The 13,190-nt window shown below is 67.3% G+C and carries 8 protein-coding genes and 2 pseudogenes; 2 read left to right on the top strand and 8 right to left on the bottom strand.

Annotation, left to right across the window (positions count from 1 at the left end; all coding sequences use genetic code 11):
- Window positions 1-25: 25 nt before the first annotated feature.
- Genes QA600_RS04535 through QA600_RS04520 form a run of 4 tightly spaced genes read right to left on the bottom strand, consistent with a single transcriptional unit; the run spans window position 26 to window position 5,409 of the window.
- Window positions 26-661 carry a molecular chaperone TorD family protein gene (locus QA600_RS04535; RefSeq protein WP_278290773.1) on the bottom strand — a complete coding sequence of 212 codons (636 nt, stop codon included), beginning with the start codon at window positions 659-661 and terminating at the stop codon, window positions 26-28.
- Between the two features lie 49 nt (window positions 662-710).
- A complete protein-coding gene (locus QA600_RS04530) occupies window positions 711-1,817 on the bottom strand; it encodes a dehydrogenase (RefSeq protein WP_278290772.1) in 1,107 nt (368 codons plus the stop codon).
- 6 nt (window positions 1,818-1,823) lie between these two features.
- Window positions 1,824-2,426: a 4Fe-4S dicluster domain-containing protein gene (locus QA600_RS04525; protein ID WP_278290771.1), complete on the bottom strand. Its 603-nt coding sequence runs from the start codon at window positions 2,424-2,426 to the stop codon at window positions 1,824-1,826.
- 10 nt (window positions 2,427-2,436) lie between these two features.
- On the bottom strand, window positions 2,437-5,409 hold the full coding sequence (locus QA600_RS04520) for a molybdopterin-dependent oxidoreductase (RefSeq protein ID WP_278290770.1): 2,973 nt from the start codon (window positions 5,407-5,409) through the stop codon (window positions 2,437-2,439).
- 510 nt (window positions 5,410-5,919) lie between these two features.
- Between QA600_RS04520 and QA600_RS04515 the strand changes: the two genes are divergently transcribed.
- Window positions 5,920-6,660 carry a hypothetical protein gene (locus QA600_RS04515; protein WP_278290769.1) on the top strand — a complete coding sequence of 247 codons (741 nt, stop codon included), beginning with the start codon at window positions 5,920-5,922 and terminating at the stop codon, window positions 6,658-6,660.
- A gap of 145 nt (window positions 6,661-6,805) precedes the next feature.
- On the opposite strand, the pseudogene QA600_RS04510 reads toward QA600_RS04515, so the two are convergent.
- The 4 genes and pseudogenes from QA600_RS04510 to QA600_RS04495 form a co-directional block, all read right to left on the bottom strand.
- Window positions 6,806-8,932, bottom strand: a pseudogene (locus QA600_RS04510) (hydrogenase iron-sulfur subunit); the annotation flags it as partial.
- Window positions 8,933-9,095: 163 nt separating this feature from the next.
- Window positions 9,096-9,494, bottom strand: a complete 399-nt coding sequence (locus QA600_RS04505) for a hypothetical protein (RefSeq protein WP_005552824.1) — start codon at window positions 9,492-9,494, stop codon at window positions 9,096-9,098.
- Window positions 9,495-9,620: 126 nt separating this feature from the next.
- Window positions 9,621-10,772, bottom strand: a complete 1,152-nt coding sequence (trpB, locus tag QA600_RS04500) for a tryptophan synthase subunit beta (RefSeq protein WP_278290768.1) — start codon at window positions 10,770-10,772, stop codon at window positions 9,621-9,623.
- 48 nt (window positions 10,773-10,820) lie between these two features.
- Complete coding sequence (locus QA600_RS04495) at window positions 10,821-12,248, bottom strand: MATE family efflux transporter (RefSeq protein ID WP_278290767.1); 1,428 nt, start codon at window positions 12,246-12,248, stop codon at window positions 10,821-10,823.
- A 254-nt stretch (window positions 12,249-12,502) separates the two neighbouring features.
- Here QA600_RS04495 and QA600_RS04490 point away from each other — a divergent pair.
- Window positions 12,503-13,190, top strand: a pseudogene (locus QA600_RS04490) (hypothetical protein); the annotation flags it as partial.

The raw sequence follows: 13,190 nt of genomic DNA, 5'->3' as shown, positions 1-13,190 counted from the left end.
CCGTGCCGATCGGAGAAAAGCGGCGCTACTCGCCGTTCGTGGAGAGCTGTCCGTAGCCCGGCGAGAGGTCGTCGGGGTCGAGGCCGAGCAGGTAGGTGTCGGCCTGGAAGACCCCCTCGAGCAGCCAGCCGACGCCCTCGTAAAAGGGGTTGTCGGTCATCTCCTGGATGTCGCGGGCCAGCTCCCGCAGCCACCAGCCGTGGGCCTGCAGGAAGGCTCGTCGGTACTCGTCGTTGCCTCCACGGGCCAGGATCTCGAGGGCGGCGAGTTCGACGGCGGCGTGGTCGGCTTCCTCGCGGAGCTCCGTCGACGGCCGAATGCCGAGGTCGCGGTAGGAACTCTTGACGGCCGCGAGCGGTTCGCCGAGGTAGTCGTCGGCGTACCAGGACTCGTGGATCTGCATTCGCGGACGCGGTCCGACGAACAGTCGGGTGTGGACCCGATTCAGCTCGGCCGCCTCCGCCTCGGGATCGTCGACTCTGGCCCGCCACTTGTCGAGCAGCTGGTAGCCGGTGTCGAGCGCCTGGGGCGACGCCTGCCGCGGAAGCTGTTCGGCGCTGAGCCGTTCAACGGCCGTCTCGTCGGGCGGATCCGCGAGAACGCCCGAGAGGAACGCGTATAGATCCGCGAGCTCGTTCGTGGGGTCGCTGGTCCGTGTCATACTGGGTACGAGGGTGTAGTTCGGGTTAAAACAGTTGGCTCGAGCCCGCCTACAGCGGAAGGATGAGCGGTTCGAACTCGGCGGCGAGCAGGTAGCTCAGCGCCAGCGAGATCTTGCCGACGACCGCGAGGAGCGCAACGGTAGCGTACGTCGCCGTCGCCGCCGTCGGCGAGAGCGCGTCGCGTCGCTGGCCGACGACCGCGCCGACCGACAGCAGGATCGGGACGACCAGCCCGCCGATCACGGCGAGACCGACGAACGGAACGGCGTAGGTGGTGAGCAGGTTGTTGATCCCCGGCTCAGCTGCGGGGCTCTGCCCGGGCAACAGGACGATCGTCGCGACGACCATCGCCAGCGTCGCTGCTAGCAGTCCGGCGATCACGAGCGAGTACTGCCGAACCGCACGGCCGGGGTTTCGGCCAGCCACCGCCGCCAGCCCGACCGCTCCCGCCAGTCCCACGCCGAGGCCGCTGAAGATCTGGACCGGGAGCAGGAACGTCTTGTCCCACAGCGCGACCCGCTCGGTCATTCCGGAGCCGTAGGCCATCGCCGAGTAGATCAGGACGCCGGCCGCGGCGATCGAGAACACGCCGCCAAGCGCGAGCCGAACCGTCTCCGAGGGACGGGTCGTGTCGGCGAGCGAGTCGACGAGATCGAGCAGTCCGACGCGGTCGGCGACGCCGCGCAGTCCGTCGGTCCTGTCGGTGGTCGCGGCCCTGGCGGCGTCGCGCTCGGTTCCGCCGTCGGCGGCGACGGCGCCGGAGTCGGCTCGCTCGGGTGCGTGCGGTCGGTTCCGTCCGAACGCGACCCAGACGAACATCAGGAACGCACCCAGCCCGAGTCCGCCGAGCAGGTACGCACCGATGGTCATCCACGAGTCGAAGTTCGTCATCGTCAGCGGGATGAGCATCGCCCGGAACGGCGTTGCGAGGTGTGACAGCAGGATCGGCGGCCCGATCACCAGTCCGAGCAGTCCGACCAGGTAGCCGTACTTCGCGACCTGGCCGTGCCCATGGGCATCTCGCCGCGAGGCCAGGAGGTCGGCGACGTACCCCATCAGGTACGCCCCGCTGGCGATCCCGATCATCGCGATGTAGACGCCGATCTGCCAATTCCACTGGGAGTACGGCAGGTCGAACGTGACTTCGGTTGCCATCGGCGGTTAGTCCCCCATGATCTCGTCCGCGTCCTCGCCGAAGACGATCTCGGCGGCCTCGTCGTTGAACGGCGTCGAAACGCCGTCCTCGTCGAGCTTCTCGGAGAGCTGCTCGGGCGTGCCAAACAGCAAGGCGTCGGTCGGACACTCCGAGGAGCAGGCGGGCTCGAGCCCCTCCTCCTGACGCGGCTCGCAGGTCGTACATTTGTCCATCAGGCCGCCGCTTCGGGATCCCATCGGCTCGGCCTCCTCGGCATTGGGAACCTCGGCGTCCGGGTACTGCGGTGCGCCGAACGGGCAGCCGACGCCGCAGTAGTGACAGCCGATACACATGTCGGCTTTGACACGGACGCTGCCGCTGTCCCGGATGCGCAACGCGTCGGTCGGACAGACCTCGACGCAGGGTGCCTCGACGCAGTTGTAACACTGCATCGGCTTGTTCGCCTCCTCTTCGGTCCCGTGACCGAGCGCGACGACCTGGATTCGGTCGCTCTCCGGGGGGAGATCCCAGGTCCGCTGACAGGCGACCTCGCAGGCCCCGCAGTCGATACATGACTCCCAGTTCGGGATGACTCGTGCCGGTCCGCTGTTAGATTCTTGTGTACTCATTTGATCTCACCTATCGCTTGTTCCGATCCATGCGCTGTTCCTGCCACCTGATCTGTCGATCCGACAGCTCGGGGATCTCGCCGTCGTCGGCGACCCTGATGTTACACAGCGTCGTCTTGGTCTCTTGCATCTGGGTCTCGCGGTCGTAGGCCGGTGCCGTGCCGCAGTTGATCGACTCGCCGATCACCAGGGGCTCCATCCCGTCGGGGACGCTATCCATGACTCGCTCGCCCTCGAGGATACCGCTCCAGTGATAGGGGGCAAACGCGTGGTCGGATGCGACCCGTCCGGTCGGCCTGGCCTGGACGAGCATCTCGGCGTGTGGCGTCGTGACGACGATCCAGTCGCCCTCCTCGACGTCGATCTCGGCTGCGACGTCCGGATGGATCTCGAGATACATCATCGGGGCCCGCGAGGCGGTTCCTTTCGTACTGCGGGTTACCGCGCCCGCGCCCTTGTGCTCGACCTGTCGACCCGAGGTGAGCACCAGCGGGTCGACGTCGCCGACCTCGACGAGTTCGTCGATGGCGTCGATGTTGTCCTGCTGGACGCCGGCGTTGTCGAGTTCGACGCGCCAGTGGTCCTCGACGCGTTCGTTACACGGGAAGTCCTCGACGAGGTCGGGCCGGGGCGTCACCGCGGGTTCGCGGTGGACCGGGATCTCGTCGGTGAGGTTCCAGGCCTTCATCCGGGCCCGACCGCGGCCCCACGGAGCGTCGGGCTGTGGGTTGTCGAACTCCTCGTAGATGTCGAGGTCGACGTCGTACCCCTCGTCGTCGAGCTGCTGGGCGACGTCGGCGACCGAGGTGTCCTCGTCGAACGCGCCCTCGATCGGGATCGTCGCCGCAGCGGGGTTCTCGGGGTCCGGCAGCACCGTCGAGAACATCGGATACTGGGGCACGCCCTCGATCTCGCCGTCCCACCACTCGGGTTCGTACGGATCCCGGAGCTGATCCTCGGGGTCGACGTCGGGATCGTCCTCGTCCCACCAGTTCGCCCGGAAGTCCATCCCGCCCTCGGAGGGGTGCAGCGAGGCGTCGTAGAGGATGGGCGTTCCGGGGTGGTCCTCGTGCCAGCACGGCCACGGCAGCCCGTAGTACTCCCCGTGGAGCTCGTGATCCTCGTCGACCTCGGCCTGGATGTCCTCGGCGCTGAACACTCCGGAGTTCTGCTGGTGGGCCTTGAGCCGCTCCGGTGTCTGACCGACGTAGCCGACCGAGCGCGTTCCGAGGTTCCACTCCCGGGTGACGTCCTCGACCTCGTCGTAGTCGAAGTGCTCGCCGAAGCCGAGTCGCTCGGCGAAGTCACACATCAGCTCCCAGTCCGTTCGGGAGTCGTGGCGGGGTTCGATCGCCTGCGAACGCCACTGGACCTGTCGGCCGGTGTTGGTGACGCTGCCGGCTTCCTCGACGTTCGTACAGACCGGCAGCATGTAGACGTCGGTGTCGTCCTCGGCGAGCTCGGCGACCTGGTTCGGGAAGACGTCGACGTTGACGATGAAGTCGAGCTCGTTGACCGCCCGCTTGACCTTCTTGTACTCGGTGAGCGAGGCGAGCCCGTGCCCCCAGAAGATCGCCGCCCGGAGCGGGTCGGGCTGGTAGATCTCCCACTCGTCGTCGAGGACGCCCTCGTACCAGCGGGCGACGGTAAACCCGTTTTTCTCCATCAGCTCGGTGTCGTGGAACCGATCGTGGAGATCCTCGTAGCTGACCTCCCCGGAGGTGCTCTGAGTCTGAGTCCAGACGTTGGCCCAGTGTTCCCAGGCGTCCTCGTCGAGCCCGTAGTAGCCGGGCAGCGTACTCGAGTCGACGCCGAGGTCGGTCGCCCCCTGAACGTTGTCGTGGCCCCGGAAGATCGGGGTGCCGCCGCCGGACTGGGCGGCGTGGCCAAGCGCCAGGTTGAGCATCGCGTAGGCCCGGACGTTCCCCGTCGCGTTGTTGTGCTGGGTGCCGCCCATCGCCCACTCGACGCAGCTGACCTCCGCATCGGCGAGCTCCTCGGCGAGCTCCATCAGCTCCTCCTCGGAGATGCCACAGATGTCGGCGACGGTCTCGAGGTCGTACTCAGGGAGGACGTCGTCGCGGAACTCCTCCCAGGTGTCGACCATCACGCGGCTCTCGATGAACTCCTCGTCGTGGGCCTCGAGGTTCTCGACGATGTGGTAGATCAGCCCGTAAATAAAGGCGACGTCGGTGCCCGAACGGAACTGGTAGAAGTCGTCGGACGCGGCCGCGGTCTTGGTGTACCGTGGCTCGGCGACGATGTGTTTGCCGCCCCGCTCCTGGGCCTCCTGGAAGTACTGCCAGGCGACGGGGTGGCTCTCGATCGGGTTGTGCCCGATGATGAGGTTGACGTCGACGTTGCGCATGTCGTTCGAGTTGTTCGTCATGGCGCCGACGCCCCAGACGTTCGCGATCCCCTCGACGGTCGTCGAGTGACAGATCCGCGCCTGGTGGTCGATGTTGTTCGTTCCGTAGAACGCGGCCAGCTTCCGAATCAGGTAGGCGGCCTCATTGCTGTGTTTAGCCGATCCCACCCACATCGTCGAGTGGGGACCGGTCTCCTCGCGGATGTCGTCGAGTCGGCCCGTGATCTCCTCGAGGATCTCGTCCCACTCCATCTGGGTCCACTCCCCGCCCTCGAGCTTCAACGGCTTCTTCAGGCGCTGTTCGGAGTTGACCGACTGGGTTAATGATGCTCCCTTCGAACAGAGTCCCCCACGGTTGACCGGACTGTCCTCCCAGGTTTCCTGGCCGACGACTGCGTCCTCTTCGACGGACATCTGTATCCCGCAGCCGACCGAACAGTGCGTACAGACGGTCTTTACCAGTTCGTCCCCCGCTTCGGGATCGACGACGTCGTCCTCGTCGGCGGCGGCGCGCTGTTGAAGCAGTGTTCGTCCCCCGACCGCAGCTGCGAGAGTTCCACCGGCGCCGGCTTTCAGGAACCCTCGACGATCAAGGTCGAGTGATGACCGAGACATAGAAACGCGAAAGTGGTCCCGAGTTATTAATCCTTGGGATACTGGTAACTAAAATAGGTTACTTCCTGACTAACTCCCAACAAGTCGGATGATAAGTTAATAATCAATCAGTAGTACGACATTAGGATGGACGCTGGGGTGGCGAAGTTCTCCGCGTCGCTGGCGACCGTAACGGAGCGGCAGACGCCGCTTCTCGTTCCGTCGTGTGCTTAGAAGACGAAGCGATCTGCCGAGTAAGCGGAAGCCTCGCTCTTACCATTGCTGCTCGTCCACCACGCTCGCTGCGTCGCGCCCCCAGGGAGAACGCAGCCCGCAAAAGTTAATCCCTTCACACCGCGAACTACCGACGATGGCCGTGACAACACTGCCGATCGACCGGGCGTTCCGCACCCGGACGGACGATTGCGCCGAGGAACGGTCAGCAGCCGCCGGAACGAGGGCGGCACTCGCCAGCCACAGCCGCCGATGCTCGACCGTTTGCCGGCCGCTCGAGGAGGTCGTCCGTCGCCGATGACCGACAGCATCGACCTTGACGAGATGGACGTCGGCGAGGATGAAGAGGACGGCGAGACCACCAACCACGGCGACTGGCTCTGGCGAGGCGAGGGCGATCCGGAAGACGAATCGGATCCCGTGCGGAGCAACGCGCCCGTCGACGGGGCGGCCAACGGCGACTCCGAGAGCGACAGCGGGAACGACGCCGAACCGTCCCGACGCGTTCCCCAGGTGCCGGGAGCGACGGAGGGACCGGTCGGCGTTCCGGAGGACCGCGGTGGCGGTGGCGCCGGCAGGAGCTCGGACGCAGAGTCGGAGGCCGAATCGGGAACGGGCGAGTCGACGTCGGCCGACTCCACGCCCCGAACGACCGATCACGGCGAGGCGACGACGGCCGACGAGATGACCCTCGCCTTTACTTACCAGGCGATCAACCGGCTCGAGGATCCACAGTTCGTGGTCGGCGACGCCAGGGGGTGGGCGGACTGGATCGGGATCGTCGGCACGGTGTCGACGCCGGCGATCCGGAAGTTCCAGCGCGACGAGCGGATCGAACTCGACTTCTTCGGCGGGTCCGAGACCGGTCCGGCCGAGCGCCTCGCGGACGTCACGCCCGACTCGATGTTCTACGCCGATCGGACCGTCGTCGTCGGCTGCAGCGACGAGGAGTGGATCGCCGACGACGCCGGCTGGGAGTTCGTTCCGCTCGCGACGGCCGCCGAGAAGGCCGACTGGACGATCGAACATCCGGAGTAGTACGAACTACTATCCATCAGTTCTGGAGCGACCGCAGGACAGCTCGGGGTCGATCCGAAAATTCGACACGGGAAATCGTTCGAGAGCCGAGACGACGCCGCTTGAAGACTGCGGCTGTCGTCGCCTCCCGCGGAACCGCTTAGACATCGTGAAGCAGCCGCGCTCGGCACTCCGGACAGTACTGGAAGATACTCTCCTCGGACTCGGGGGCGAGATCGGCGACGACGTCACCGATGCGGTCCTCGATCGCGTCGGCTGTCGCCTCGCTCGTGAACTGCTTTCCGCAGCCGGCACACGACAGCATCGACCCCTCGTACACCCGCTCCCAGGCGGGATCCGGCTCCTCCGGCTTGTTCTCCGGCAGCAGCGACAGGTCGAGCCCGTCCTCGACGTTCATGACGTTCTCGACGCAGACCTCCTCGCAGAGCCCGCAGTTGACACAGCGCTCGTGGTTGAAGTCGAGGCCGTTCTCGGTGCGCCGGAGCGCGTCGGTCGGACAGTAGCTCGTACAGGTCGGCGTCAGCGTACAGCCCTCCGCGACCTCGACGATCCCGAAGTCCTTTAGCCCGCGGATCACCTCCCGCTCGGGCTCGACGTGCTCGAGGATCGCGCGGACGCTCTCGAGGGTCCAGCCGTGACTGTCGAACGGCGGGTTCTCCCGCTCGGGGTCGTCGATCCCGCCGTCCGCCTCGTGCTCGCCGGCGGGGATCGGCGACGCTTCGAGCTCCGCGACGGCAAACTGGGATACCTCCTCGACGAACGCCTCGGGCTCGTCGGGATCGGGCGCGAAGAAGGAGACTCGCTCGCCCAGTCCCAGATCGGCTGTCGCTCGGTTGACCCGCTCGACGAGCTCGGCTTTCGGATCCGGGCCGGAGTGGAGACAGCTCCCGCCGCAGCCGACGATCGCGACGCCGTCGGCGCCGGCCGCCAGCGCGTGGAGGACGTGGGCCTCGCCGACAGTGTCGGCGCAGTTGACCGAGACCGGGAGGATCGGCGGGTACTCAACGTCGGCACGTCCCGCGGCCGCCAGGCGGCCGTACTCCCGGAGCGCGCTCTGTGCGTGCTCCGAACAGACGAACGCGATCATCGGCGTCTCGATGCTCGCGCTCGAGCCCCCGAGCAGTCCGCTGACGAACCCGCCGTCATCGCCCGTCGGCGCCAGCAGCGCCTCGACCTCGCGGGCGAGACGCTCGTTGTTCGGCTCCTGGAGCCGGGTCGCGCCGGTCGGACAGGCGCTGGTACAGGCGCCGCAGTTCTGGCAGCTGTCGAGGTGAAACTCGACCTCGTCGATCGCGGCCCGCTCGACGGCGTCGTGGGGACAGGCCTCGACGCACTCGTTACAGCCCATCTCGCCGGACGTGCCGGCGGCACAGACCTCCATCTCGAGGTCGAGGAAGTCGATCCCCTCGAACCCGCCGAGCAGGCGTTCGACCTCGTTGACCGTCGCCGGGTCGAACTTGGTGTGATAGCCGCGCTGGCCGCCGATCGGCCCCTCGCCGCCGGGGTGGATCACCTGATCGCATTCGATCGTCCGCTCGACGCCCTCCATCTCGATGGCGTCGGTCGGGCAGACCGTCACCCACTCGCCGACCGGGGCCTCGGGGTGGATGTCGACCGGGTAGCGGGTGACCATCCCGTCGGGGCCCTCGTGGACGCACTTCATACAGGAGACGCAGTCGTCGGTGACGAGCGCCTCGACGGTCAGCTCGAACTCACCGTACTTGCCGTCGACGTCGACGACGCGACCCCGCTCGACGTCGACGTTCTCGAGGTCGGCGTCGGCCGTCGCCAGCTCCTCGCCGTCCGCGAGCAGCGTCACGTCCGCGGCGTCCGCGATCGCCGCGGCCGCGTTCGGATCGCCGACGACGACGACGTCGTAGCCGGCCCGGTGGATGCTCGATCGAGGGCGCCGCTCGGTTTCGCGCCCCGCGTTCGCCGCGTTGACCAGCCGCGCGGTCTTGGCGGTCGCGGCCTCGCGGTCGTGGACCCACCCCGCCCCCTCCCGCTGGTCGACGAACTCGATGTCGTCCGCCCGGAGCCCCTGTCGCTCGGCCGCGGCCTCGATCTTCTCCTGGGCCTTGGCCTCGGGACAGGTGACGATCATCTCGTCGAGTTCGTACTCCTCGATTACCTGCTCGAACGCCTCGAGCTTGTCCTGGCAGAGCAGCTGCGAGCTCGCGGCGACCTCGACGTCCTCGATCCCCTCTCTGGCCTCCTCGAGATCGATGTCGCAGGTTCCGGCGCAGGAACAGACAAACGCGCCCTCGTTCATCGCGAACAGGTAGCGATGGCACGGTTGTAAAGCTGTCGTGACGAAAACGATTTGGAGGCAGCGGCTTCGGACCCGCCGGGAACGGTCGGAACCGGGTCCGTGGCCGTGTTCGGGAAGCGAACGGGACGGCGCGGCGCTTCGTCGCGAGGGACGGACGTCGACCTTAGGTGATCAGTTCCGCGCTGTCGGCCGAGATGTCGACGACGACGTCCTGGCGGGTTCGCTCGTTGATCTGGTCGAGGTTCCGGGTCAACACCTCGAGGATGTCCGCCGGCTCGGGGTAGACCAGGACGCTCCCGTCCTCATCCTCGATCACGAGCTGGGTGTCCCGCAGCGTGATCGTGTCGTCTTCGATCCCCGCGACGTTGATCGGCAGCTCCTCGGAGCCGCCGACGTCGCCGGCCTCGACCTTGGTGATGTAGACCGCGTCGAGCGAGAGGAGGTCCTTGTACTCCCGGACGGCCTCGGCACAGGCGACCATGTCCGTCGTGATCGCGGTTTTCTGTTCGTTCCCGTGCTCCCCGGTGTAGCAGTGTTTGCACACCCGCAGTTCCATCCGCATACGCGTCGGTTGGCGACGAGTCGGTATGACGATTACGAACTGTGACCTCGCGGGCTCGTCCGGGCCGTGATCCGGGCGGGCCCGCGGCGAGTCGCGACACTGTCGGAGTCGGCTGCGGTGACCGTCTCAGAGGTCGAACTTCGCTGCCGCCGTCTCCATGTCCTTATCGCCCCGTCCCGAGAGGTTCACGAGAATCGTCTCGTGGGCGCCGTCCTCGGCGAGTTCGATCGCGCGGGCGACCGCGTGGCTCGACTCCAGCGCCGGGATGATCCCCTCGGTCTCGCTCAGCTCTCTGAACGCCGCCAGCGCCGCGTCGTCGGTGACGCCGGTGTACTCACAGCGCCCGACCGCACGGAACATGGCGTGTTCGGGGCCGACGCCGGGGTAGTCCAGCCCCGCGGAGACGGAGTGGACCTCGACGTCGTCGTCGATTACCCTGGTACGCATCCCGTGGAGGGTGTCGTCTCTCCCCCTCGCCAGCGGCGCCGCGTGTCGGCTCGAGTCTGCGCCCTCGCCGCCGCCCTCGGCGCCGTAGAACTCGACGGGATCGTCGCGGAAGGCGTGGAAGAGTCCGATCGCGTTCGAGCCGCCGCCGACGCAGGCGACCGCGGCGTCGGGCAGGTCGCCGGTCCGCTCGCGGAACTGCTCGCGGGCCTCCCGACCGATCACCGACTGGAAGTCCCGGACCATCCGCGGGAACGGGTCGGGGCCGACGACGCTGCCCACGAGGTAGTGGGTGTCGTCAACGTTCTCGGCGAAGTCCTCGAGGGCGGCGTCGACGGCGTCGGCCAGCCCCGCGTCGCCGCGTTCGACCTCGTTGACTTCGGCGCCCATCAGGCGCATTCGGAAGACGTTCATCTCCTGGCGGGCGACGTCCTTCGCGCCCATGTAGATCTCCGTCTCGAGGCCCAGCAGCGCGCCGGCCATCGCCGTCGCGACGCCGTGTTGACCCGCGCCGGTCTCGGCGATCAGCCGCTCGCGCCCGGCCCGTTTTGCCAGCAGCGCCTGCCCGAGCACGTTGTTGATCTTGTGGGCGCCCCCGTGGAGCAGGTCCTCGCGTTTGAGGTAGATTTCGGCGCCGTAGCGCTCGCTCAGGTTTCCAGCGCGGTACAGCGGCGTGGGGCGGCCGGCGAACTCCTCGAGGTGGTCCCGCAGGTCGGCCTGGAACGCCGCGGTCGAACCGACCTCGTCGTAGGCCGTCGCGAGCTTCTCGAGCGGCTCGCGAAGCGGTTCCGGAACGTGTCTCCCCCCGTAGCCCTCGAACTCTCCGTCGGACATGATCGACCGTTTCTCGGAGACAGTAAAGTAAGTTCCGCGGCCCGGCAGTCAGTCGTCCGCGTCCGTCGAGCCCTCGCCGAAGCTGCCCCGTTCGCGCATCATCGAGGTACCCCGTTCGACCCACCGCCGTCGGTAGAAGACGACGCCGAGGTAGACGACCCGAAACGCGAAGTCGAGGATGATGGCGGCGTAGGCGGCGACGACACCGTAGCCGAGTTCGACGCCGACGACGTAGGTGAACCCGAGCAGGAACACGAACGTCCCGATGACCCGCGAGACGAACGGGACGACCGTCTCGCTGCCGCCCCGAAGCGAGCCAGCGAGCGTAATGTAGGCGGCGATCAACAATGCAGTGATGGCGTACGCCTGCGCGAAGCCGACCGCGTACCCGACCGTCGTGGGATCGCGCGTGAACACGAGGACGAACTCCTCGGCGAACGTAAACAGCAGGGCACAGAGCCCGCCGACGGTGAGCGTGCTCAGGGCCGTCGCGGCCAGCCCGTTGTAGTAGGCGGTCGCCCCCTCGCCCCGGCCGAGGGACTGGCCGACCATGATGTTCGCCGCGACGCCGTACCCCCGCGCGAGCGGCGAGGCGATCTGCTGGTACATCCGGCGGCCGATGTGATAGGCGGCGTTGACCTCGGTGCCGAACGCCAGCAGGATCGCGTTGAACGGGAACTCGGCGAACATCTCCGTCACTCCCTCGGCGATCCGGGGCCAGCTGATCAGGATCAGCTGCTTCGTGATGACGAGCTGTCGGGGGACGACGTACTGAATCCCGCTGCGCGGCGTGGCGAGGATCGCGAGGAAGGCGGTTGCGCCGAGCGTGTCCGCGGCGGCGGTCGCGACGGCGATCCCGATAACGCCGAGCTCCGGCAGCGGGCCGAGACCGAACGCCAGCCCGATCGTCGCGAGGATGTTGAGCGCGTTGACGACGCCGTTGACGTACATCGGCGTCTTCGTGTCGCCGGTGCCCTGGATCGAGCGAGCCGCGATGAAGTTGACGTGGATCGCGGGCGCCGAGATCATGATCACCATCAGGTAGACACTGCCGTACTCGACGACCGCCTCCATCGCCCCCTCCTCGGTCAGCGCGCCCAGTACCGAGATCGCGTACTCGTTGACCAACAGCCCGAAGACGATGAACGGGATCCCCCCGAGCAGGCCGAGCAACAGCGCCTGCGAGACCGCCTCGTCCCGGTTCGCGGTGGCATCGGCGCTCGTGTCCTGACTCGAGAGGGCGATCGCGCCGTCGCCGATGCCGATGCCGAACCGCAGCGGAAAGCGAGCGTAGATGTCCGCGAGGCCAACCGCCGCGACCGCCGCCGGCGAGAAGAGGCCCGCGACGATCATGTCGGTCGTCCGCATCAGTGTCCGCAACACCTGCTCGGCCATCACGGGCCAGGAGAGGCCGAACACGCGCTTCCAGACCCGCCAGAGCCGACGGTCGGCGAGCGAGAACAGAACGACGAACACGGTCGCGGTTCTCGCGGTTGCCGATTAAGGGTTGAGTTGGCGGAAACGTGGCCCGGTTGAGGTCCGGTACCACCGCCCGCTCGAGGGTTGTTGTCTCAAGCTCGGACTGCTCGGGTCCCGCAGCGGTCGACCCTGCCGGCCACAGTACTATCCGCCGATCCGTGGTATTCCGACCAACCGATGATCGACGACGGTCGACGACCGGTTCCGCCGCAGACGGCAGAACCGGTGCGACGGTTCGAGGTGAGCGACCGATGAGGCTCTCGCGGCTGTTCGCCGACGAGGAGTCGACCCCCTACGGACTGCCGAACTTCGACTCGACGACGGTCTTCGTCCGGGCGGCCGCCAGCTCCCTTCGGGGTGAGCCGTTCCCGCGACTGGGGATGATCCACCCCAAACTGACGCCGCTCGCAAAGCGGGTCAACGGCCTCTCCAGGGAGACCCGCGCCAAGATCTACACGACGGGCGGCGCCAACGAGGGGATCGACCCCGACGACCTCGGCGACATCGACGTCGAGCGCTTCCGGGAGTGGGTCGTCGACCAGTACCCCGAACGGGGCTATCCCGCCGTAATCGTCGGCTCGAGCAACGGCGCGGCGGTCCATCTCGCGGCCCTGCTGGGAGTGCCGTTTCTGCCCCAGACGTTCCTCCTGCCGATCCGACGCTCGATGGGCGCCGACGAGATCCGCGAGGACATCGAGTGGGGCGCCGAACACGCGCCCGACTTCCTCGAGAACAACCCCGACGTCTCGCTGGCCCAGATGCACGACCCGAACCAGGATCGGCTGATGGTCCGGAAGCTGGCGTACTTCCGGGTCAAATCCCGGACCCTGGGGGAGGCCTACGAGGAGTTTCTCGACACCGTTCTCGAGCCCGGCGGCACCGTCATCTCGCTGGAGTGCGAGTACGACTGGCCGGGGGGGGGCGTCGACGACCGCCCCA

It is taken from the genome of Natronococcus sp. A-GB1 (assembly GCF_029688845.1).
In the GTDB taxonomy this organism is placed as follows: Archaea; Halobacteriota; Halobacteria; order Halobacteriales; family Natrialbaceae; genus Natronococcus.
Note: the sequence above shows the minus strand (reverse complement) of the source record. Positions and strands in the feature narration are given on the sequence as shown.

What these genes read in the sequence shown, in the direction of transcription:
- QA600_RS04535 (WP_278290773.1), bottom strand. Translation starts at nt 661, where the DNA reads ATGACACGGACCAGCGACCCCACGAACGAGCTCGCGGATCTATACGCG.
- QA600_RS04530 (WP_278290772.1), bottom strand. Translation starts at nt 1,817, where the DNA reads ATGGCAACCGAAGTCACGTTCGACCTGCCGTACTCCCAGTGGAATTGG.
- QA600_RS04525 (WP_278290771.1), bottom strand. Translation starts at nt 2,426, where the DNA reads ATGAGTACACAAGAATCTAACAGCGGACCGGCACGAGTCATCCCGAAC.
- QA600_RS04520 (WP_278290770.1), bottom strand. Translation starts at nt 5,409, where the DNA reads ATGTCTCGGTCATCACTCGACCTTGATCGTCGAGGGTTCCTGAAAGCC.
- QA600_RS04515 (WP_278290769.1), top strand. Translation starts at nt 5,920, where the DNA reads ATGACCGACAGCATCGACCTTGACGAGATGGACGTCGGCGAGGATGAA.
- QA600_RS04505 (WP_005552824.1), bottom strand. Translation starts at nt 9,494, where the DNA reads ATGCGGATGGAACTGCGGGTGTGCAAACACTGCTACACCGGGGAGCAC.
- trpB (WP_278290768.1), bottom strand. Translation starts at nt 10,772, where the DNA reads ATGTCCGACGGAGAGTTCGAGGGCTACGGGGGGAGACACGTTCCGGAA.